Here is a 22,618-nt window from a genome sequence, read left to right as displayed (position 1 = left end):
AGCTCTCGCAGCTCGCCCGGGCATATTTAACTAAATTTTATCCAGCAGCGAAAGAGCTACAGCTCAAGCTTTTGGCTCTCAAAAATAAGCTGATTAGCGGAAGCGAGGAGCAGCTCAACGCAGCGAAGCGAAATCCGCTTTCGCCATACACAATTCATATGCGCGGGCGAAGCGATTGGGTCATCGCAAAGCATCTGCGAGATGCCTTGGCACTTGCTAAAGATCGAGACTTCGAGGAATCGCTTAAGTTAGTTGAAAAAGCGCAAGTCCTTTCTCCCGATTTTTATGAGGGATATCGAGTAGAGGGTTGGATCAATGCCTTGATAGGCAATGCCAGTCAGGCTTATGACAGCTACGAAAGGGCGATCGAGACCGAACCCAAAGCTGCTAATGCAAGAATGATGTTCGCCGGCTTTCTGCTGCGCGACCTTCACGACGCCGAGCGTGCTGCTAAAGAACTGCAAGTAGCGATGGATCTTTTACCCGATAACCCCGAGCCAAAACTCGAGTTTGCGCGATGCTGCCTCTTCTTAGGCAGGTTTGATGAGGCTGAGGCGATACTTGCAATGGTCGCTATGGGGGACACCGTACCGACGCCCGCCCTGCCCATGCCTGCCGAACGCCCCTTAGACCTGGAAGGTGACCTGGATCGGATATCCGACGCCGATATTGGTCCGACCGCTCGCAAGGCTCTGGTCGAGGCGCGATTGGGTCAGGGCCGTTACCGTCGAGAATTGTTACGACGCTGGGGCGGCGCGTGCGCTGTAACGGGTTGCCAGTTGAGCGCAGTGCTCCGCGCTTCGCACTGCAAGCCGTGGCGACTCTCCAGTGATGGTGAGCGGCTCGATTCTCACAACGGCCTCATTCTTTCCGCAAACCTTGATGCCCTGTTCGATGTCGGGTTGATATCGTTTGACGACGATGGCGCCATGCTAGTGTCACCGAGCGTCTCGCTGGCCGAGAGGGAACAGTTGCAGGTTCCGGCAGATCTCTCACGTCCCCCGGGCAAAAAACTTCAGGGATATCTCCGGTTCCACCGAGAGCATGTGTTTCTGAGGGCGCGGGGGCGTTAATCCCCGGCTTTGATGCCCGTGCCGGACGCCCCCCGATGCCTTCGGCTGAAAGAGGACATTGCACGGACGGGCATCAGCCGATCGCAGGTCTACAAGCTCGAGTCCGAGGCCCGCTTCCCAGACGAGCAAAGGTCGGCTCGATTTCCGCCGCCAGGGTCGAGTCGGAGATAGAGACGCCGTGCCGCGACCACGTGGAGCTGAAAAACCAGGCTGCGCGTCCACCTCCCTAGAGCACTTTCGGTATGTGGTGAGGGTACATGGGCCTTGCTTGGTAGCTAGACTGCCGATGGCGTCCTTCTCTGGGTTGCTGCAGCGTTAGCGACTGGAACCCGCTGCGGTCGCCATGAAGTTCAACAAGAGGATCAGACGCATGAAGGTCATGTTCATCGGATTCGCAATGACCCTTTGCCCCGCACTAGTCGCTGCGGGAGACGTCAGCGCCCATGAGATCATCGTTCCGACACGGGTTTATTACCTAACAGCTGGCCAGCTGGAACCGAAGCTCGAGCAGGCAATCGGGTACGGCCCAGGCTTGCGCCAAACGATCGAAAGCACTATCGAGGGCCACGAGGGCATGTCGTTCGTTGACGGCGTAACGGACGCTGTCCAAGGAACGATCGCTTGCACGACGCCGCAGCAAAGGACCGAGGTCCTTTCGCTAACGGGGGCCTACTTGCGAGGCCATCCCGATCGACAAAGTGAGCCGGCGGCTAAGGTGGTAATCGATGCGCTCAAGATGCACTTCCCTTGCCCCGGAAGACAATCGAGAAAGCACTGACCGCAAGTCGCGACGATTGAGATCGCTGCGGCAAAGCATGGTCCGATGGATTCCTCCCAACACATTGCGCGCGACATGCGCGAGCAGCGCCAGGCGCTGACCCGGCATTCCTTGCCAGCGTAGAGCATGCCGAGTATCGACCGCCTCCGCGCCGGAAACAGCATAGCCAGCGTCGGACAAATGTTCAGGCGTCGCCTCGCCGGATGCAAGCCGTTGATATTCCTAAATCTCTCCCAGTCACTGACTACGGCGTTTATTCCGGCCCAACTATGCTGTTTTGGCCACTTGTGGACAGAAAGGCAAAGTGTGTGCGCTTTGCACGCACTTTGCTAAATGAACCGCAGTCGAGCACACGGAAACGGCGCTGTGACTGGCCTCTTCGTCACCGCTATGATTTTTTCCTAGAAAAGTTGGCGGATTTCCACGCATCCATTTAGCAAAGTGTGTACAGGCCCGGCATTTTCTTGGAGTTATAGGCGACAGTCCTGCCGGAAGGATCTCGACGAGCCAGCCTCCTCAGTGCCAACGGTCTCTACGGAACGGGCTACGCGCAAGCCAGGGCCATCCTGGAAGGGCACAGCCAGACCGGCGCGCTCTTTGGCGCGTTGAAATTCCTCGGCAACATCGCTTCTGCCTGGGCCGGCATCCCAGGAGGCATCTTCTCCCCGGCACTGGCTGTGGGGGCTGGACTCGGCGAGAACATCGCCCAACTCTTCCCCGGTGCGGACGCCTCGGCTGTCGTCTTGCTGGGGATGGCGGCCTATCTCTCCGGCGTTACCCAGGCGCCCCTGACTGCGGCCGTCATTTCTCTGGAACTCACCGCCAACCACCAGATGGCACTGCCCATCATGGCAGCCTGTCTGCTCGCCCGGGCCACCTCGGCGCTTGTTTGCCGGGTGCCCGTGTATAAGGCACTGGCCGACAGCCTCATTGAGGGGTTCGAAGCCGAGCACCAAAAGTCAGCGCCCTTGCCGGTCACAGATGACACGCCCCGGACCGGCGATATGCCTGGTCAAGCGTCCGGGTGACACCGGCCGTTCCAGAGTGATAGGCGGTGTGGAAAGGTTGCGTCTTCAGTGGCACGCGCCAGTTTGGTGAGGTCAAACGGCTTGACCAGCGTTACGGCCGTTGGCGGAATGTCATCGGTCGCCTCTTCCGGCTCCGACAACATAACGACCATGGCCAACGCCATGTTTTTCCGCTGCGCAACCTTGAGGTACGCGCCCTCTTTCCCGTCCCCCGGGAGCGGTACAGCAGCAATGAGAAAGTCCACGCGGTCGCGTGCCGAGACCATCAACGCCGCATGGGCATGGGTGAGGGCCCTCTCCACCTCGTAGCCTCTTTGCGCGAGCGCATCGGCAATGGTGCTGGCGAGCGATGCATCCGCTTCAATGATGACCGCAAGAGGGCGCCTGTGGGCCATCCGGCTTGTTCCGATGGAAACCGGTTTTATACATCGCGCGTAGAGTCGCTGCGTTAACCGTCCGATGTGCGTCTAGTACGATTCCCTGCGAGTGGTGACCGCGACAGAGTCCTGTTTCACCAAAGCAGACGGCTGGGTCGTCGCGCCCTGAGTCTATAGCCACGAAAATCAGGCATCGACGTTCCCTTGTGGTGTTCACTTAGCTTGCGCCGAATGAACATGCTGAGTTCCGCGACGCGGGAGCGCCTCGGCACGATCGACAGGCGATGGCCGACGCCTCATCGAAGGGTTGAACGGAGTGGCGAGGAGCTGAGCCGCGATCCACGCCGTGGAGTGCGTGGCCGGTCCGCCGCTGCCGGGGCTTGCTGATGGCTTGACAGGCCACCGATTGCCAAGATGTTTCCCGCGGCGCATCTGGGCCTCGTCCCCGCAAGATGCAGCGAGCCGTCCGTAGCCGGAATGGCACCGGACGATGCACATCGTCAGAAAAATTTACTTCGAATTTACGGCGCCCGCGAATCGCCTTACACCGAAGATATTCGGCGACTCCGATAATTCCGCAGCTCTCCTCATTCGGGTGAACCTGTGGAATTCCTTTACGTACTCCTGATCATCGTCCTCACTGCGGCGACGATCGGCTTCCTCATGATCTGCGACCGCCTGGGTCGCAGGTGAAGGTGTCGACATGACTTTCTCTTATCTCATCGCCGGGCTCATCGCCGTGGCGCTTACCTGCTACCTGGTCGTAGCACTTCTTAAGCCGGAGTGGTTCGAATGAGTGCCAACGACTGGATCCAGATTGTCGTCTATCTCGTCGTGCTTCTGTTGCTCATCAAGCCGATGGGCTCTTACATGGCGCTGGTCTTCGCCGAGCAACCGAACGGCGTCACGCGCCTCGGCGCTCGCTTCGAGCGACTGATCTATCGCGTCTCCGGCGTGGAACCGGGGGAAGACATGTCGTGGAAGAAGTATGCCCTCGCCATGCTTCTGTTCAACGTCGTCGGGATGCTCGCCGTATATGTGCTGCAGCGCGTCCAGCAGTGGTTGCCGCTCAACCCCGAGCACTTTACTGCCATCACGCCGGATTCGGCGATGAACACGGCGGTGAGTTTTGCCAGTAACACCAACTGGCAGGGCTACGGCGGCGAGTCGACCATGAGCTACTTGACCCAAGCCGTCGGCCTTTCGGTGCAGAACTTCCTTTCCGCGGCCACGGGCATTGCGGTGCTGATCGCTGTCATCCGCGGCTTCTCGCGCCGTGGCGCCAAGGCGCTCGGCAATTTCTGGGTCGACCTGACCCGCACCACGCTGTACATCCTGCTACCGATCTCGTTCGTCATCACACTGCTGCTCGTTTCGCAGGGTGTCGTACAAAACATCCATCCGTACGAGCATGCGACGACCGTCCAGGCGACGACGTACGACGAGCCGACCAAGGACGCCGACGGCAACCCCGTGTTGGATGCAGCTGGCAAGCCGGTGACACACTCGGCGACCACGCAGGAGCAGGTGCTACCGATGGGGCCGGCAGCTTCGCAGATTGCGATCAAGATGCTGGGCACCAATGGCGGCGGCTTCTTCAACGTCAACTCGGCGCACCCTTATGAGAATCCGACGCCGTTCTCGAACTTCATCGAGATGCTGGCGATTTTCCTGATCCCGGGTGGCCTCTGCTACATGTTCGGAAAGATGGTCGGTGATCGCCGGCAAGGCTGGGCGATCCTCGCAACGATGTTGGTGATCTTTATCCCTCTGACCATCGGCCTGGTCGCCGCCGAGCAGGCAGGTAATCCCGCCCTGCATGGCCTGGCCATCGATGCTCACGCTAGTGCGATGCAAAGCGGCGGCAACATGGAGGGCAAGGAGACGCGCTTCGGCATTGCTTCGTCGGGCCTGTTCGCGGCGATCACCACCGCAGCTTCGTGTGGTGCGGTCAACGCCATGCACGATTCGCTGACCCCTTTGGGGGGCTTGGTGCCGATGTGGCTCATGCAGCTGGGCGAGGTCATCTTCGGCGGTGTCGGGTCGGGCCTGTACGGCATGCTCGCCTTTGCTGTGGTCGCGGTCTTCATCGCGGGGCTGATGGTCGGCCGTACACCGGAGTACCTCGGCAAGAAGATCGAAGCGCATGAGATGAAGATGGCGAGCCTCGCCGTGTTGCTACCGTGCGCCCTGGTGGTGATCTGCACCGCGGTCGCGGTAATGACACCGGCCGGTGTGGCAGGCGTAGCCAATCCGGGCATCCATGGCTTCAGCGAAATCCTCTATGCGGTGAGCTCAGCGTCCAACAACAACGGCAGCGCGTTCGGTGGTCTTTCGGCGAACACGCCTTTCTGGAACGTCCTATTGGCGATCTGCATGTACTTCGCCCGCTATCCGCTCGCCATCGCGATGCTTGCCATGGCAGGCTCGCTGGCCGCGAAGCGTCACGTACCGGAGAGCGCCGGCACCCTGCCCACGCACACCCCGCTCTTCGTCGTCCTGTTGGCCAGTGTGGTCATCGTGGTCGGCGCACTCACCTTCCTGCCGGCACTGGCCCTCGGGCCGATCGCCGAGCACCTGATGTCCGCTACGGGGCACTGATCCATGAATAATCCGACTACAGCAAGGCGCGGCTTCGACCGGGCCCTGGTATCACGCGCCCTGGGTGATGCGTTCATCAAGCTTTCTCCGCGCATGCAGTTCCGTAACCCGGTGATGTTCGTCGTTTTCGTGTGCAGCGTCCTTACCACCCTCCTATGGGTACAGGCGCTGGCCGGACACGGTGAGGCGCCCACCGGTTTCATCTTCTGGGTCAGCCTGTGGCTCTGGTTCACGTTGCTGTTCGCCAACTTCGCCGAGGCGCTGGCCGAAGGGCGCGGTAAGGCCCAGGCCGATGCACTGCGCGGTTCGCGTCGCGACGTTGCTGCCAAGAAGCTGGCTTCGGCCGACCGCCACGCCGCCATCGTCTTCACCCCGTCGAGCGAGCTTCGCACCGGTCACTTCGTTCTCGTCGAAGCTGGGGAGATCGTCCCGGGTGACGGCGAGATTGTCGATGGCGCGGCGAGCGTGGACGAAAGCGCCATCACCGGCGAATCGGCTCCCGTGATTCGTGAGTCCGGTGGCGACCGCAGCGCCGTGACCGGCGGTACGCGGGTGCTGTCGGACTGGATCGTGATGCGGATCACCAGCAACCCAGGTGAAAGCTTCCTCGATCGCATGATCTCCATGGTTGAAGGCGCATCGCGTCGCAAGACCCCGAACGAGATCGCACTGACCATCCTGCTTGCCAAGTTCACGCTGATCTTCCTGTTGGCCTGCGCCACGCTGCTGCCGTATTCGATCTACAGCGTGCAGGCGGCTGGTACCGGCAACCCGATCACGCTCACCGTGCTCATCGCCCTGCTGGTCTGCCTAATCCCGACGACCATCGGTGCACTGCTCTCCGCCATCGGCATCGCCGGCATGGATCGCATGATCCGCGCAAACGTCATTGCCACCTCGGGCCGTGCCGTCGAAGCCGCCGGTGACGTCGACGTGCTGCTGCTCGACAAGACCGGCACGATCACGCTTGGCAACCGCCAGGCCGTCGCGTTCCATCCGGCGCCGGGCATCGAAGAACGCGAGCTCGCTGAAGCCGGCGAGTTGGCCTCTCGGGCCGATGAGACGCCAGAGGGTCGCAGCATCGTCACGCTGGCGTCGAAGCAATTCGGCCGCCCGGAACAACTCAGGACGGACAGTCAGGCGAAGTTCGTTCCGTTCACGGCGCAGACCCGCATGAGCGGCGTCGACGTCGGTACCCGTCACATCCGAAAAGGCGCGATCGATGCTGTCGAGCGCTACCTGGAGTTGCAGGGCAGCCATCTCCCCCCGCTGGTCAAGCGCATGGCCGAGGACGTTGCCCGTCGTGGCGCGACCCCGCTAATCGTGGTCGACGGTTCCCTCACCCTTGGCGTAGTCGAACTGAAGGACATCGTCAAGGAGGGAATCAAGGAACGCTTCGCCGAGATGCGCAAGATGGGTATCCGCACGGTGATGATCACCGGCGACAACCCGCTGACTGCCGCTGCAATCGCCGCCGAGGCGGGTGTCGATGACTTCCTCGCCGAAGCGACGCCTGAGGCCAAGCTGAAATACATCCGCGACATGCAGGCCGAGAACCGCCTGGTGGCGATGTGCGGCGACGGGACCAACGATGCGCCGGCGCTGGCCCAGGCCGACGTGGCCGTGGCCATGAACAGTGGCACGCAGGCGGCGAAAGAAGCCGGCAACATGGTCGACCTGGATTCCAATCCGACCAAGCTGATCGAGATCGTCGCCATCGGCAAGCAGATGCTGATCACGCGCGGTTCGCTGACTACGTTCTCTATCGCCAACGATATCGCCAAGTACTTCGCGATCATCCCGGCGGCGTTCGCTACGACCTACCCGGCGCTCAATGCACTCAACGTGATGCACCTGGCGACGCCACAGAGCGCCATCCTCTCGGCGGTCATCTTCAATGCGTTGATCATCATTGTCCTGATTCCGCTCGCGCTCAAAGGCGTGGCCTATCGCGCACTAGGTGCCGGCGCGCTCCTGCGCCGCAACCTGCTCGTCTATGGGTTAGGCGGCATCGTGGTTCCTTTTATCGGCATCAAGTTGATCGACATGTTGCTGGTCCTGTTCGGACTGGCCTGAACCGAGGTCACACCCATGCATTCCGTGAAGCTCACCGTACTCATCGAAGACACCGCCGACCTGGATATGGAGGTCCGGGTGGTAGCGTCCCACACCGAGCACGTTGCGGCCAACGTCACCCCCATGAAGCCGCGCGCAGTCGCCGCGGCACCTGAACGTCTCGATGACGAATACACCCTCGGCGGCTACGCCGGCATCTGACTCGCATAAAGCAAAGAGCACACCCATGAAGATCGTTTCGCTGACCGCCGCGGCGGTTGTTTCCTTCCTTAGTCTCGGTTCCGTCGTGCAGGCGCAGGACGCCCCGCCGGTAACCGCCAACGTGGCCATGGTCTCGGACTACATGTTCCGTGGCCTGACCCAGACCTGGGGCCATCCCGCCATTCAGGGCGGCGCCGACTACACGAACCCGAACGGCTTTGCTGCAGGCACCTGGGCCTCGAGCGTTAGCGACAAGAGCTACCCGGGCGGCTCAATGGAGCTGGATCTCTACGCCAGCTTCGGTCGTCCGATCAACGACGATTGGTCCTGGCGCGTGGGCCTGTACGGATACGTATACCCCGGCGCGAACCTGGACGACGCCGGCCTTCCGTCGCGCTCGTTCAACACGCTCGAGGCGAATGCCGCCTTGACGTGGCGCCAGTTCACGCTGAAATACAACCACTCGTTGACCGACTACTTCGCCGCAGACAAAGAGCAAGGTTACGACGGCGACACGCGCGGTACGGGATATTTGCAGCTGGATGCGGCATTTCCGCTTTCCGACACGTGGTCTCTGGCGTTGCATGCGGGCCATACCCACTACACCGCTAAACTGACGACTCCGCTCAGTAACGGCGCGCGCGACGCCAGCTACAGCGACTACTCCGCCACCGTGAAGTACCAGTTCGCCACCCATTGGTCGGTCAGCGGCAGCGTCACGCATGCCACGGACGACGCTTTCTATCACCGCGTATCCAGTTTCGTCAGTGCTAGCGATACCCGCAACGTCGGCGGCACGCGCGGCTCTATTATGTTCCAGGGTACCTTCTAAGAGGGCATGATCATGAGCAAACTCATCAGGCAATGTGTCGTGCTGTTCCTCGCGATGACGGTGCTGACTGGCATCCTCTACCCGCTGGCGGCGACCGGTGTGGCCCAGGTGCTGTTCTCTGCGAAGGCTAACGGGAGCCTGATTCAGAAGGATGGCAAGACGGTGGGCTCGTCGCTGATCGGCCAGGCCTTCTCCGAACCGAAGTATTTCTGGGGACGTCCTTCGGCGACCGCGCCGAACCCGAACAACGGTGCCAGCTCGTCGGGCTCCAACCTGGGCCCGACCAACCCGGCCCTCACCGACGCGGTGAAGCAGCGGATCGATGCCTTGAAGCAGGCCGATCCCTCCAATGCCGCACCGGTGCCGGTGGACCTGGTGACGGCGTCGGGCAGCGGCCTGGATCCGGAGATCAGCCCCGCTGCTGCGGAGTATCAGGTGAGCCGCATTGCGCGCGTTCGTAGCATGGATCCTGCGAAGGTGCGGGAGCTCGTCGCGGCGAATACCGACGGTCGCCAGCTCGGTGTTCTCGGCGAGCCACGCGTCAACGTGCTCGAACTGAATCTCGCCCTCGACGCGTCTCTGCGCTGACGCCATGAACGACGACCGCGACGCGCGGGCCGATGCCCTTCTCAATACGGTCAAGGACGCCAGCGGACAGAAGCTGAAGATCTTCCTCGGCGCCGCGCCGGGCGTCGGGAAAACCTACGCCATGCTGTCCGCCGCGCGTGACCTGAAACGGCAGGGTGTCGACGTCGTGGTCGGATTGGCGGAAACCCACGGCCGCGCCGAGACAGCGGCGCTGCTGGAGGGGATCGAGATCCTGCCGACGCGTAGCGTCCGCTATGCGGGCAGGAACTTCAGCGAATTCGATCTTGAGGCAGCCCTTGCCCGCAAGCCTGCGGTACTCCTCGTCGACGAGCTTGCGCATACCAATCTGCCCGGCGGCCGGCACACGCGTCGCTGGCAAGACATCGCCGACCTGCTCGAGGCGGGCATCGAGGTTTACACCGCGCTGAACGTCCAGCACGTGGAAAGCCTCAATGACCAGGTGCAACGCATCACGAACGTGGCGGTTCGCGAGACGGTGCCGGACGCATTTCTTGATCGCGCGCGCGATATCGTGCTCGTCGACCTTCCGCCACGTGAGCTGATCGGTAGGCTTAAGCAGGGCAAGGTTTACGTACCGGAAACGGCCGCAGTCGCGCTGGATTCGTTCTTCTCACCCACCAATCTGGCCGCGTTGCGCGAGTTAGCGGTGGAAACCGTCGCCTCGCACGTCGACAGCGACCTGCGCGAGCACATGCTGGCCCGTGGGGGGGCCATGCCGGTGCGACGCCGTGTGATGGCAGCGATCGACGGTCACAGCCAGAGCGAATACCTGGTTCGCGTCACGCGACGTATCGCCGAGCGCCGTGGAGCGCCATGGAGCGTCGTCTTCGTCGACCGCGGCGGCACCACCGCTGATCGGCGCGAACGCGTCGATGCGGCCATGCGGTTGGCCCGCCGATTGGGCGGCGAGGCAGTCACGCTGCGCGGACACGCCATCGCCGACGAGCTGCTCAACTGGGCCGATCGAGAAGGTGTCGGCCAAATCGTTGTGGGTAGGACACGGGAACGACCGATCGCACGGCGGCTCGGCTTCTCCCTGACCCAGCAACTCCTCAGGGATGGCGCGCACTTGGAGTTGACGATCGTCGCGACGCCGGCGGAGCGCGCCCGTGCGCGTCGACGCCTACGCGATGCTGGCGACCGCGGTACGCGCAAGGAGTATCTTCTCGCCACCGCGGCCACCCTGGCAGCGATGGGCCTGGCATTTCTCGCTGACCGCGTGCTGTCCGTGGCAAACCTGTCACTCATTTTCCTCACCGCCGTACTCGCGGTGGCGGTGCGTACGCGCATGGCGGTGGCGGTCTACACAGCTCTGTTGTGCTTCGTTGGCTACAATTTCTTCTTTGCACCACCGCGCTTCACACTGATGATCGCAAACGCCGACGACATCCTCGCCGTGGTGTTGTTCCTTGTCGCGGCGCTGGTTTGCAGTCGGCTGGCTACGCGGCTGGCCGGGCAGGTCCAATCGCTGCGCGCAGCACAGGCGCAGGGACGTGTGCTGGTCACGCTCGGCCAGCAGCTGGCTACCGCCGCGGATGCAGATGGCATCCGGATGGTCGGGGCGCGGATGCTTGCCCGCGCTGTCGACGGTAACGTCGCAGTTCTGGCAAGGGATGCGGATGGCGAGTTGAAGGTGGTCGCCTCTGGCGCCGACGTTTTCGAACTTACCGCTCAGGATCGTGCAGCGGCGGACTGGTCGGAGAATCACGCAGAACCCGCAGGGCGCTTCACCGATACGCTGAACGGGGCCTCGTGCTGGATGCTGCCGCTCGGGGCTGAGCAGCGCGCAGGCGTTGCCGCGTTTCGCTTCACCACTGCCCCGGATGCAGATCGCCGGGGTCTGGTTCAGGCGATGGTCCAGGACATCGGCCAAGCGCTGGACCGTGCCCGGCTCGCCTCAGAGTTGGAAAATGCGCGTGTGCAGGGCGAAACCGAACGGTTGCGCAATGCGTTGCTATCTTCCGTGTCGCACGACTTGCGTTCGCCACTCGCGTCGATGATTGGATCCGCCGATACCCTGCTCAGTTACGAGGAGAAGTTGCCGCCGGAAGAGCGACACGACCTACTCAAGGCAATACTGGATGAGGGCCAGCGCCTTGACCGCTACATTCAAAACCTACTCGATATGACCCGTCTGGGCCATGGCACGCTGAAGTTGAACCGCGGCTGGGTGGATGCGGGCGAGATAGTCGCCGCAGCAATCAATCGGCTCCGACGGCTGTTCCCAGAAATACGCGTGGACGTGCATCTTCCATCGGCGGCGATCCTCCTCTACGTCCACCCCGCCCTTATCGAACAGGCTCTGTTTAACATCCTAGAGAACGCCGCCCGCTTCTCGCCGCCGCTTGAACCCGTAAGGGTGATGGTGAAAAAGATGGACGACCGCTTGCAGATCGACGTCGCGGACCGGGGTCCTGGCATCCCTGAAGACGAGCGCGCCCGCATCTTCGACATGTTCTATTCCGTGTCGCGTGGTGACCGCGGTGGGCAGAACACTGGTCTCGGTTTGGCAATCTGCCGGGGCATGATCGGCGCCCACGGAGGCTCGGTACAGGCATTGAACAACCCCGGCGGCGGGACTATCGTCCAGGTTTCTCTGCCTCTGCCCGACCCAGCGGAACCCGTCCCATGAAGACCGGACTGCCCTTCCAGTTGCTGGTGATCGACGACGAGCCGCAGATCCGCCGTCTCCTCGATATTGCCCTGCGAGCGGAGGGGTACCAAGTGATCCTCGCCGCCGACGGCGAGGAGGGGCTTGGGATGGCCGCCATGCGCTCGCCAGACCTCGTGATCCTGGACATCGGCTTGCCGGGGATGGATGGCCACGAAGTACTGCGCAATCTTCGCGAATGGAGTGATGTCCCCGTGCTGATGCTTTCCGTTCGCGATGCGGAAACGGAGAAGGTCAAAGCCCTCGATAAAGGCGCTAATGACTACGTCACTAAGCCATTTGGCGCGCAGGAGTTGATGGCGCGAGTGCGCTCCTTGCTCCGTCAGAAGGCCAAACCCGTCGATGGCGGCGCGATGATGCGCTTCGACGATGGTCGCCTTAGCATCGATCTTGCGCGTCGCGAAGTTCTCGTCGATGGTGTCGCGATTTCTCTGACCCGCAAAGAATTCGCGTTTCTTGCGCTGCTGGTTAGGCACGAAGGCCGAATCGTAACTCAACAGCAGATCCTCACCGAACTATGGGGCGGAAGCCACGTCGAGGATACGCATTACCTGCGAATTGTTGTCGGCAAACTTCGCCAGAAGCTGGGGGACAGTCCAACCAACCCGACTTGGATTCGCACCGATCCAGGTGTGGGATATCAGTTTACGCGTCACCACTCGGCGGACTCCTAGCGTGTGACTGATCATCAACTCGTGTACGAAGCTCCACTCGAACTGCTTAATCTCCTGAGCACAGGTGTGGCCGTTCTCGACGATTCGCTGGCCTTTACCTGGATGAATCCGTCGATGGCCGAGCTGTTGCATATAAGCGCCGCACTTTCGCTGAGTCGGAGCCTTCACGATATCGTGCGAAATCAACTCATAAACGAGCGCGCGCCGATGGTTATGCGCGATAGAGAAAGGTGTGTCCTGCGTGCCACGATGCTCGGCCTTCCGGGCGGAGGTGAGATTCAGGCTGACGTAATCATCTCCCCGAACGCATCGGGCGGCGTCGTAATCGAAGTATTTTCGTCGTCTAATACGGCGATGCCTGCATTGTCTGCGACCTTGCGAGGCCTTGCGCACGAAGTGAAGAACCCGCTCATGGGGATGCGCGGTGCCGCGCAGTTGCTTTATCGTCGGGTGAGTGCCGATGATCTCCGCGCCCTCACCGAGCTCATCCTTGCAGAGACTGACAAGCTTTCTTCCCTGACCAACGATATTCTGGGCGGGGCGAACCCCGATGAGAAGAACGGGTACTGAAGGTAAATCTGTGTCCAGTCACTAGTCGTGCCCGAGATTAAAAGAATGTAGCAAGAAAGAACGGCGCATTCCGATGCCCGCCGTCAACAAGGGTAAGCGAGTGAGCGTGATGGCCAAGGACGTTAGCGAGGCTTTGGGCAAGGCATGAGCGACGAAGTCATCATCTACATCGCGCCGCCTTCGACCGAGAGTGGACAGTGGCGCGCGAGATCGAACGGGTGCCCCGAAGAAGAGCGCCCAGACGAGGAGTCCGCCGTTGCCTTTGCCGCAACCCGCGCGCGCATGATCGAGAGCGCCGGCAGGGTGGCGATCATCAAGGTCAAGCGGGCAGACGGCACGTTTGACGTCTTCCGAACATAAAAGGCGGAGCCCCCGCTCGTTGGAGCCCCCCGGCCCTAAGAAGGGCGCAGCAGCCGGTCCTATGCTATAGCTCGTTCGACACTTCTTCCATTGGGCCTCAGACCCGACGCAGAAGCGGCTCGTCTGCTTGTCGACGGCGCCGTGCGGAAAGGTGGCCGATTCACCCTCCCGGGACGATCGCTTCGCACGCGGCATGCGACAGTTGCAAACTGAAGATGGCGAGGAACCGCACATGGACGAAGTGCCAGAACGTTTGATCCTGGAGAACGCGGATATGACCGTAGAGGCCCTCACCGTGAGCCGCGCGTTGCTGGACGCAGAACTGTCGGAAGCACGATCTCTAGCGCGGTCGCTCCACCACCGGGCCGCTCTATCGGAGATATGAGGCTGGAAGAGGCGGCGGATCGGGTGGCCCCGCTTGGTGGGCCCGCCCGACCGCATTGCCAGCCTGGGATGAAGAAAATTATGCAGAGCCAATTCTGCGACCAGCCCGCCCGTTGACGCGGACTGGGCGTGGCTCATATTTGCGCTTTCGGCAATTGCCGTGTAAGCCCGAGATCTGCTGCTTGCCGAACCAATTCGAGCGAAGTCGCAACCTGGAGACGACGCATTAGCGCCGATTTATGGGACTCAACCGTGCGAGGCGACAGCCCTAACTCCTGGCTGATCTCTTTGGTCGATCGGCCGATGCCCATGAGTTCCAACACTTCGAGCAGGCGCGGCGTGAGCTGAATTGGCTGCCCTATGTAGTCGATTGTGGTCATCTCGATGAAGGATGCTGGCGTGTATAAGTCGCCACGCATTACTGATGCGACAGCGCCCAACAGTTCCTCACCCGCCGACGTCTTTAATACATAGCCATTCGCACCTGCGCGCAAGCATGCAGCGACTATGGATGGCTGTGCATGCATGCTCAATATAACGAAATGCGTCCGGTCTCCTCGTGCGCGGAGATGCCTCAGGATATCGAGCCCGGTCCCTTCCGCCATTTCAAGGTCAGCGATGATGAGGTCTGGCGCCTCTTGAATGACCGCAGCCAAGAGTCCTGCACCCGACTTGGCTGTGGCAACCACCTGCACGTGGATCCCAAGAACTCCACGGATGGCTTCCAGCACGATCGCGTGGTCGTCGGCCAGCACAGTTCTAGGAATAGAGGAAGGCGCCCCAATGCATGGAGAGGTGTGGTCAGACATGCAGTTCCCGTCGACACGAGTAGTACTGTAATTCATGGTCCCAGCGACTCGCCCGGTCAACCGTATAATTACTGAGGCGCGACACCGCCGACACGCGTATATGGTCGACTCTGGAATTCGTACACCGTATGGAGCTGGGGGCATCCATTATTTTCCCCAACGCTCGTTCAAGAGAGTATCTAGTTGCAGGCATGGCAAAGCTCTTTGGCTCGCACGACCCTTTGCGTGACAGGCGCTGAATATTGAGCGATGCTTTGGCCGTCTGGGTCCGCCGTACCCCGGTGCCCAGAAAGTCGCAGGCACGTGAAGCTTGGAGCCGAACGTGCTTGCGGCGCCTTTCGTTCCGACACCGTGTCGATGCGTAACCACTCTCGCACTGAAAGTGCCCCAGCATATTCCGATCAGGTATTGCGGGCGCCAGCTCGCAAGCGGTGACCTCCAACGCCAGTACGGTTTTACATATACACGTAGCTTCAAGGCGGCGTTCGTCACGTTGCACAGTGATGAAAATGAAAAGGTGGTCGATGACGTGAGTCGAGGCTGGCAGAGCCATCAAGGGTGTGATCCATTCGTCAGGAGCAGCTCAAGCAAGTTAATCGGCCAGCGAGCTATTTTGGATCTTCCACCGCGCGCCTCACCAATCGATCTACTGGAGGCTCCATATGCAAGAGCTTATTCGCGAAGAGACCTCCGAACTGCAAGACGCAAGAATTACCGCGTTCGTCCAGGGCGGTCTAATCGCCCCGAATCCCGCCGATGCTGTAGGGATCAATCGCTCCCGCAACTTGCATAGCGTGCTCCGGGAGGTCGAGTCTCTGGGCACTGCATCCCTCCAAGCGCAAGCAGACTGGCTCGGGCTGCCATGCATCGCGGCACTGAGTGACCTTCTCTCTGGGTGCCGCATGACTGATCAGGTCGCCCGCGAGATGGAGTGGTCTATGCAGCAGCGTCAAGGGTGGATGGATGAGGACCACAGATCCGATGTACTTGAGCGCTAGATGTATTTCTTGCGAGGTGCCAACTGTGGCGCGTGATGTCGGGTCGCGCGACTTACCCCCTCCGCGTATGGAAGCGTCGACATAGTCTTTATGCACAGGACTGCCGCGAGGTGCATCCGGGCGAGTCAGGGAAGTTCCCGTAACGTAATAATCGGCGGGACGGCCCTCAGCGTCGGACTGTCGCGCTGGCTCGCCGGATCGCCGGATCGCCGGATCGCCGGATCGCCGATCTTCAGGTCCGTTAAATTGATTTGGATACACCTCGGCAACTCCCGCTGCCTCACCTACGATGCGTAGCCTAGATGAACGAGCTCTTTGTACACCAGCCGCACGGCGAGACCGAGATCCCGTGCAATACGATCCCCACGGCTTACCGAAGAGGTGGATTCTCGGCCGGGCGGGGCTTGGATCGCGGCAGTTCAAGTTCGCCGATGTGGAGGCGTAGGAAGACGAGGTTCGGACCTCCCATCCTACGGAGCCGATATCGCCGGCTAGGGACGACTTTTTCGCAAGCCCTGTGACCAAACTATCAATTATTTCGCGGACAAACTATGCGTCACTGCATACAGTGCGGGGTGGCGGTTCGACGCCTTCCAGGTCCATGTAGCTCGCGCTGGCTTCGTGAAGCGCCCGGGCGGGGATCATCTCGGCGACCGCCGCCAACCGCGCATCGAGATCTTGAAACTCTGGATCTTCCCAGCAGCGGTCGACGTCGTGCCCGTCCGCAAAGGACGCCACGTAGGTGAGCTCGTCCGCCGCGGACCGCGCCAGGAGTGGCGGCTGGCGTAGGCGACGTCCAGGCCCGTGCGCGCCGGTGTTGGGCGTAAAGCAGGCCCAAGACGGTGTCGAACTCACCGGGCGCTGGCCGGTAGCTCACGATCAAAATCCGCATCGCTGTCCCCCTGGACGGCATGTGTGAAGGAGCGCCCCAACACTTATGTGGCGAACGCGGCGTTCGGATCATCCATCCATTCGCGCGGCAGATCGAGGACCACCTCGATGTGGCGGGCCACCAGCACCGACTGCCATCGTTGCAAGGCGATGGGCAGTCACCGGACTGCTCAGGTATCGGGTCTGCGCATCCCAGCCCACCACGTTGTTCTCCTCTAACCGGCGGAGCACGGTCAACATTGGCATGGCGGGCGCGCTGAATGGGCATGACAGCAGATACGTGGCGAGAGTCACATTGGATGTATCGGCCACTCGCTCGGGTTCGTCAGACCGGGCGCGCGCCTTCGCTGGCGCGACGGCCCCCGTCGAAAACCCGCGTGCCGCCGTTGTTCAATGGGGACCGACTTAAGGGCGGAGACCCGCGTCCGGGCCGCCCCGGAGATTGTCGCTTTAGCTAATGCTTGGCCGCGGCCCAGAGCCGCTGGGCAAGCGCGCGCACGTCCATCCCGCTGGCGGGCTTCCTGAGGTAGCCCATGTGAGTGAGCCGAAACGGAATGCGGTCCAAGGGCTCTCCCGTGATGAAGGCGAATGGCACGTGGTGCTCGCCCAGCCATTCCGCGAGCGCAAACGACGTTCCGCCAATGATATTGACGTCGAGCAGCGCCAGGCTTGGAAGGCGCTTGGCGATGATATCCATCGCCGCTCGGTGCGACCCGCAGGCCCCCGCGATCGTGGCGCCTTCATGTTCCAGAATCGATGCCAGCGTGACGGCAAGGATATGGTCGTCTTCCACGACCAGGACGTGGGCGCCGGTGAGGCCGAATCGTATGGACATGTCTGGGCCTGTGCGCTGGGACCCCAGACTGGGCGCTGCGCTGTCAACGCCGCGTGCGGAGGGCAGCGATCATGTGAAGATAGCTTGGCCGACGATTGGCGAGGTTATGTTGCCGAACGCAAGCGCAAGCGCAGCGGCCATCTATACCCAAGGTCTAGGAGCTTCGCAGACCGTCGAACGCGGCCAGCCGGGCGTCGTCCAAGGTCCGTCTGAGGTCCTGACCGTCGAATGGCGGACTCAGCACCTGACACAAAGTCGGAAGTTCACCATGGGCGTGATCGAGGGTGGAACACAGCGCAATCAGTGCGACGTCGGGCCGGTGCACGCCCACCCACGCCAGCAACGGTCGGTCTCCGTCGAGATCAAGAACACATCGCGACATCACCGCCGCCAAGCATGGCGCACCCTGTATGACCAAGCGGGCATCGCTGGTCCGATTGACTTGAACGGCGGTGGCACCGATGTCCTCAAGCGCAATGGAGAGCGCTCGGCCACGCCGACATCGTCGTGGACGATGAGGACCAAGGGGGACGAGTGTGCGTCAGCCGTCCCCCAGTCTTCGCCCGGCGGTGGGCTGAGGGCGGCGGGCGGAGTCAGGGACGGGACGCGCAGCGCAACCGCCCTCGCGAATACCGAGCGGGTTCGCGCAAACTCGGATCCATCCACCTCGTGCAGGGTCCATTGAGCGCCTCAGAGCAAATGCGGTTTGTAGCGTTTCGGCCCGCGTTTCACTCAATATCTCGACAATTTTCTCGTTCGGTGTCGAGTTAGAGCGGTCAAGCGTCTGTTTGAAATTGAGTGAATTCGTAGAGTACGGACCTTAGGTGTGCACAAACACCCATGTGCGCGGACAGCTATTTTGCGTTGAGGCAGGCGTATTGATTTCGGCGACCCGCGAAGACGCGTGGTGTCTACCGCCTAGGTGTACCGAGAAATATCTTCTTGGATGGCTCCCTTGGGGCACCCACTAGCCAGAGTTTTCCAACGCATTACCGTGGAGAATCCGGGAGGCGTCGTCGGCCATTTCCGAGCCACTCAAATTGAATTTTGGCTGGCTGCTCTTGGAATTCGACTCCAGCGCAAGCGTCGAGAAGCACCGCTCCTGAGGCTTCCTCAGAAGCCTCACCGTGTGCGAAGCGCTCTTGGCCTCGAAAGCAGGGGACCGAGTAACGACGCTTGGCACCGGATCGGGTAATGACATTGCGCACCCTTCCATGAGCGTTCCAAGGCCAATGGATCGTGACCCCAATCCCCTCACGTGAACGCTCATCCGAAGGCCGCCCGACTGTGCGGTGCTGGAATTCAAGGGGAAAGTCAGCTCGCCGATCAAGAAGACCGGGATCGAGAGATGTCAGGTAGAGGCTAAAGCCCACCGACCTTATCCGCACGAGAAGCATCAAACATACATGGCCTCCGTTGTCGAATTACTAGTACCTTCCACATCGATTGTCAAGCAATTCAATGCCGCTGCAATTTCCACAAAGAACGTTATGCAGTGACGAATAGTTTGGCTGACCGATGACCGAAAGATTGTCATGGCGGTTGACCAGGATAATTCTGCGCCCACCGCAAAGGTCGTTGGCCGCCATGCTGCTCCGATTGGTGCTTACTGTGCAACGTGGGCATGGATCGGGAAGGTCATTGCGAACACAGCCGTGTACTGCTCAGCGTGGGGCAGGGACGATTATTTTTTGGCAATCAAGCGTCGTTACCTACCAATTGACGCCGTTAAGGCGAAACGGAGCGTCACCTTGACAACAGGCGGTCTCGAATGCAGCGTGGGTTGCTCGCTCACAGACTGCCAGATGCAGTGACATGTGGGGTGCTCTTTCGGAAGCGCTGGAAGTCTGGCACCGAACTCTGCGCGTCCCCTGATAGACGGCCAAGATTAGCTTCGCGATGGCAGCTACGCTGCGATGGAGCTAGGCCCCGCGCCTGCACACGATCGCGCCTCGACGCATACGCCGGCCATGCCGAATAGGCTATGGCTTATATATACCTGGCTACGCCGAACATGACAGGGGTTGGGGGAATGGAACCTCGGTCAACTGCGTCCGCGGTGGTGCCCCTCAGGTTCCCGCTTACGTGATATCGAAGCCGCGTTTAATTTCTCAATGATTGATAAAGGCCGCGAAATATAGTTGGAGCGTGATTGCCTTTCCGGGCCTTAGCGGTGTGGGTAAAACGGTCTTTGCCCACGTCTAAAAGGGTCTAGCTACGCCGGGGAATATTAAGTGTGACCGGGAAGAACGAAGGATCTTCCGAGCCTATTGGTCCGAACTCTCAGCGCAGCGTACATCCACCGCAGGTCTGCGAATCTTCGCATCGCTCGATTGATCGGCGAGCGACGAGGCATGTGGAGCGCATCCTTCGCCTAGATCTGGAGGCACTACCAACGGGTTACGATCTGAGAAGTGGCAGCCGTATGCGTGCAGGTGCCCCGTAGCCAATACTTCAACCCGCGTTAAAAGGGGTGCGCAGGTGACGTCGGTGACATTGATTCAACGTGTTTAGGATGCGCTGCGCAACGCCTAGTAGCATCATACAGAATCCCCGTTGGGCACGACGATATACTTCTGGTTGGTCCCACGGCGCATGCAGTCGTTCAGCGTGGTCACGCTCAGTAGATCGCTGAGCGTGAATGCCCCCTTGTAATRACTGGCAAAAGTCGTGGTCATCTCCTTCGCGACTCGCGCTTTCAGGGCATCGCGGCGGCTCTCGTCAAGCTGTGAGAATTCCCAGACCATCAGCCATCCGCCAATGCCCCATGCCGTTCCGACATCGAGGTCGATGATGCGTGAGCTCGGATCGAGTAGACCGTAGTTGTAGACCTGTTTGTGGGTGGAAGACCCATACGCGCTGTACGTCGCCATTTTTTCTTTGCAGACCCGCTCCATTGCCGCAAGGATCTTCGATGCCATGCGACCGCCCCCTATCGCATCGAAGGCGAGCGTAGCGCCCGTCGCCTGGATCGCATGGGCCAGCTCAGCAGCGAAATCCGCAGACGTGCTGTCGACCACGTGCACAGCACCTTGCGATTGCAGCAGCGCAACCTGCTCCTTCGTACGTACGATGTTGACCAGCGGTATGCCCTCAGCGATGCAAAGTCGACTGAGCATCTGTCCGACATTGGATGCTGCGGCGGTATGGACCAGGGCGCCATGTCGCTCGCGACGGAGCGTCTCAATCATGCAAAGGGTCGTCAGCGGATTGATGAATGCGCCCGCCGCCGCAGCAGCCGGCACCCCCTTTTCGATGAGGATGCAGTCACGGACGTCAACGACACTGTGCGTTGCATATGAGCCCTGCCCGGTAAAAAACGCGAGTGTCCTACCCACGAGATGACTTACATTGTTCCCGGCGCCCACGACTATTCCGGCACCTTCATTGCCGACAGGCATTTTTTTACCCAAACGCCCCCGCACGGCGCCCATGGCGGCGTCCGGGATCCGCCCCTCGATTACCGGTCGAGACGACATAACCGAAGCCTTCAACGACGATGCATCGACCGGACCAAGCAGCAGCCTCAGGTCGGATGGATTGACGGGTGCAGCGCGCACTTCGATGACGACCTCGTCCGGGCCGGGGACACGGAGCTCGACGTCGTCGAGTGAAAGGCGAAGGGTGCCATCGTGCTCGATGACGGAAACCAGGGTCAGAGCATTCGTCTCGTTCATGGTGAGGCCGTTTCCAAAGACAGGGGGCCGGTTCCGACCCGCGTCGCGACCCGGACCGGCACCGATTTATAGGATGGCGTACCGCTCTGCTGGTCGAAATAATCCAGTGGAACGAGCCCGTTGCCTTCGGGATAGTAAGTGGCGACCGAGCCGCGCGAGATGTTGTAGACCACGGCAATGAGCGTGGTCATGGAGCGTTCGGGACGGTTTCCGAAGGCTGTCTGGACGACGATCTCATCGCCTTCTTCGATCCCACGTTCTGCCAGGTCGTCGGCATTCATGAACAGCACGTCCCGTCTTCCGAAGACGCCCCGGTACCGATCGTCCAGTCCATAGATCGTCGTGTTGTACTGGTCGTGGCTGCGAATGGTCGTCAGCATGAGTACCCCTGCATCGGCAGACGTGGCGCACCCCACATCGAACTCACAGGGAATGAACTGTGCCTTGCCGGTGGGCGTGTGCCAGATACGCTCCGTGGGTGGCAAAGGCAGGCGGAATCCTCCCGGCACGCGTATTCGTGCATTGAAGTCCGCGAAATCGGGGAAAACGAACTCGATGGCGTCCCGGATGCGATCGTAGTCCATGATCATCTCCATCCATGGCACACGGCTGTCGGGAAGGGTGGCCGCCGCCATGCCTGCCACGATCGCGGGCTCGGAACGCAAATGCGGCGACGCCGGTGTCAGTTTGCCGCTGGACGCATGCACCATCGACATCGAATCTTCCACGGTGACAGCCTGCGGGCCACTGGCCTGGAGATCACGCTCGGTGCGCCCCAGGCAGGGCAGGATGAAAGCCTTCTTGCCAACCAGAAGGTGGGAGCGATTGAGCTTGGTACCAATATGCACCGAGAGTTCGAGACCCTTCATTGCGGGGAAACAGACATCGGCATCGGGCATCGCCACGGCTAGGTTGCCGCCCAGACATATAAGCGCCTTCGATCGCCCTGCGGCAATCGCCTCGAACGCGCGGACTGCGTCGTGGCCATGCGCACTCGGCGGCGTGAAGCCGAAACGCTGCTCGATGCGCATGAGCATGCCGGCGTCAGGCTTTTCCGTCACTCCCACGGTCCGGTCGCCCTGGACATTGGAGTGGCCGCGCAACGGGCATATGCCAGCGCCCGGCTTGCCGAACATGCCACGGAGAAGCAGGAGGTTTGCAATCTGGTTGACGT

19 protein-coding genes are annotated in these 22,618 nt (G+C 61.0%); 14 read left to right on the top strand and 5 right to left on the bottom strand.

Going from position 1 to position 22,618, the window contains the following annotated elements:
- From AC1DYM_RS21555 to AC1DYM_RS21540, 4 genes are all read left to right on the top strand, one after another.
- Positions 1–1,073 (top strand): tetratricopeptide repeat protein (locus AC1DYM_RS21555; RefSeq protein ID WP_477341877.1); only part of this gene is annotated, 1,073 nt, incomplete at its 5' end.
- Positions 1,074–1,085: 12 nt separating this feature from the next.
- Entirely contained in the window at positions 1,086–1,244 is a 159-nt protein-coding gene (locus AC1DYM_RS21550) for an AlpA family phage regulatory protein (RefSeq protein WP_477341875.1), read from the top strand.
- Between the two features lie 199 nt (positions 1,245–1,443).
- On the top strand, positions 1,444–1,851 hold the full coding sequence (locus AC1DYM_RS21545; RefSeq protein WP_477341873.1) for a Rap1a/Tai family immunity protein: 408 nt from the start codon (positions 1,444–1,446) through the stop codon (positions 1,849–1,851).
- Positions 1,852–2,336: 485 nt separating this feature from the next.
- Entirely contained in the window at positions 2,337–2,879 is a 543-nt protein-coding gene (locus AC1DYM_RS21540) for a chloride channel protein (RefSeq protein ID WP_477341879.1), read from the top strand.
- On the opposite strand, the gene AC1DYM_RS21535 is transcribed toward AC1DYM_RS21540, so the two are convergent.
- Positions 2,864–3,274, bottom strand: coding sequence for a hypothetical protein (locus AC1DYM_RS21535; protein WP_477341871.1), 411 nt, complete (start codon positions 3,272–3,274; stop codon positions 2,864–2,866). The genes AC1DYM_RS21540 and AC1DYM_RS21535 overlap by 16 nt on opposite strands.
- Before the next feature lie 685 nt (positions 3,275–3,959).
- Between AC1DYM_RS21535 and kdpF the strand changes: the two genes are divergently transcribed.
- The 10 genes from kdpF (at position 3,960) to AC1DYM_RS21485 (ending at position 13,850) form a co-directional block, all read left to right on the top strand.
- Positions 3,960–4,052 carry a K(+)-transporting ATPase subunit F gene (kdpF, locus tag AC1DYM_RS21530; RefSeq protein ID WP_477341869.1) on the top strand — a complete coding sequence of 31 codons (93 nt, stop codon included), beginning with the start codon at positions 3,960–3,962 and terminating at the stop codon, positions 4,050–4,052.
- Positions 4,049–5,857 carry a potassium-transporting ATPase subunit KdpA gene (kdpA, locus tag AC1DYM_RS21525; RefSeq protein WP_477341867.1) on the top strand — a complete coding sequence of 603 codons (1,809 nt, stop codon included), beginning with the start codon at positions 4,049–4,051 and terminating at the stop codon, positions 5,855–5,857. Before kdpF ends, kdpA begins: the two co-directional genes overlap by 4 nt.
- Positions 5,858–5,860: 3 nt before the next feature.
- Positions 5,861–7,933 carry a potassium-transporting ATPase subunit KdpB gene (gene kdpB, locus AC1DYM_RS21520; protein ID WP_477341865.1) on the top strand — a complete coding sequence of 691 codons (2,073 nt, stop codon included), beginning with the start codon at positions 5,861–5,863 and terminating at the stop codon, positions 7,931–7,933.
- 15 nt (positions 7,934–7,948) lie between these two features.
- A complete protein-coding gene (locus AC1DYM_RS21515) occupies positions 7,949–8,134 on the top strand; it encodes a hypothetical protein (protein WP_477341863.1) in 186 nt (61 codons plus the stop codon).
- A gap of 25 nt (positions 8,135–8,159) precedes the next feature.
- Positions 8,160–8,966 (top strand): TorF family putative porin, encoded by an 807-nt coding sequence (locus tag AC1DYM_RS21510; protein ID WP_477341861.1) that lies wholly within the window; start codon positions 8,160–8,162, stop codon positions 8,964–8,966.
- Positions 8,967–8,978: 12 nt separating this feature from the next.
- Entirely contained in the window at positions 8,979–9,554 is a 576-nt protein-coding gene (gene kdpC, locus AC1DYM_RS21505; protein ID WP_477341859.1) for a potassium-transporting ATPase subunit KdpC, read from the top strand.
- Between the two features lie 4 nt (positions 9,555–9,558).
- Entirely contained in the window at positions 9,559–12,207 is a 2,649-nt protein-coding gene (locus tag AC1DYM_RS21500) for an ATP-binding protein (RefSeq protein ID WP_477341857.1), read from the top strand.
- Positions 12,204–12,920 carry a response regulator transcription factor gene (locus AC1DYM_RS21495; protein ID WP_477341855.1) on the top strand — a complete coding sequence of 239 codons (717 nt, stop codon included), beginning with the start codon at positions 12,204–12,206 and terminating at the stop codon, positions 12,918–12,920. Before AC1DYM_RS21500 ends, AC1DYM_RS21495 begins: the two co-directional genes overlap by 4 nt.
- 3 nt (positions 12,921–12,923) lie before the next feature.
- Positions 12,924–13,490, top strand: a complete 567-nt coding sequence (locus AC1DYM_RS21490) for a histidine kinase dimerization/phospho-acceptor domain-containing protein (RefSeq protein ID WP_477341853.1) — start codon at positions 12,924–12,926, stop codon at positions 13,488–13,490.
- A gap of 144 nt (positions 13,491–13,634) precedes the next feature.
- Positions 13,635–13,850: a hypothetical protein gene (locus tag AC1DYM_RS21485; RefSeq protein WP_477341851.1), complete on the top strand. Its 216-nt coding sequence runs from the start codon at positions 13,635–13,637 to the stop codon at positions 13,848–13,850.
- Positions 13,851–14,368: 518 nt separating this feature from the next.
- Here the strand turns inward: AC1DYM_RS21485 and AC1DYM_RS21480 are convergent.
- The 4 genes from AC1DYM_RS21480 to AC1DYM_RS21465 form a co-directional block, all read right to left on the bottom strand.
- A complete protein-coding gene (locus AC1DYM_RS21480) occupies positions 14,369–15,043 on the bottom strand; it encodes a response regulator (RefSeq protein WP_477341850.1) in 675 nt (224 codons plus the stop codon).
- A gap of 2,343 nt (positions 15,044–17,386) precedes the next feature.
- Positions 17,387–17,725: a response regulator gene (locus AC1DYM_RS21475; protein WP_477341848.1), complete on the bottom strand. Its 339-nt coding sequence runs from the start codon at positions 17,723–17,725 to the stop codon at positions 17,387–17,389.
- Positions 17,726–20,307: 2,582 nt separating this feature from the next.
- On the bottom strand, positions 20,308–21,444 hold the full coding sequence (locus AC1DYM_RS21470) for an MDR/zinc-dependent alcohol dehydrogenase-like family protein (RefSeq protein ID WP_477341846.1): 1,137 nt from the start codon (positions 21,442–21,444) through the stop codon (positions 20,308–20,310).
- Positions 21,441–22,618 (bottom strand): molybdopterin dinucleotide binding domain-containing protein (locus tag AC1DYM_RS21465; RefSeq protein WP_477341844.1); only part of this gene is annotated, 1,178 nt, incomplete at its 5' end. The genes AC1DYM_RS21465 and AC1DYM_RS21470, both read right to left, overlap by 4 nt.

This window comes from Luteibacter sp. P1_D3 (genome assembly GCF_056406135.1).
This window is presented reverse-complemented; position numbering and strand designations above follow the sequence as displayed.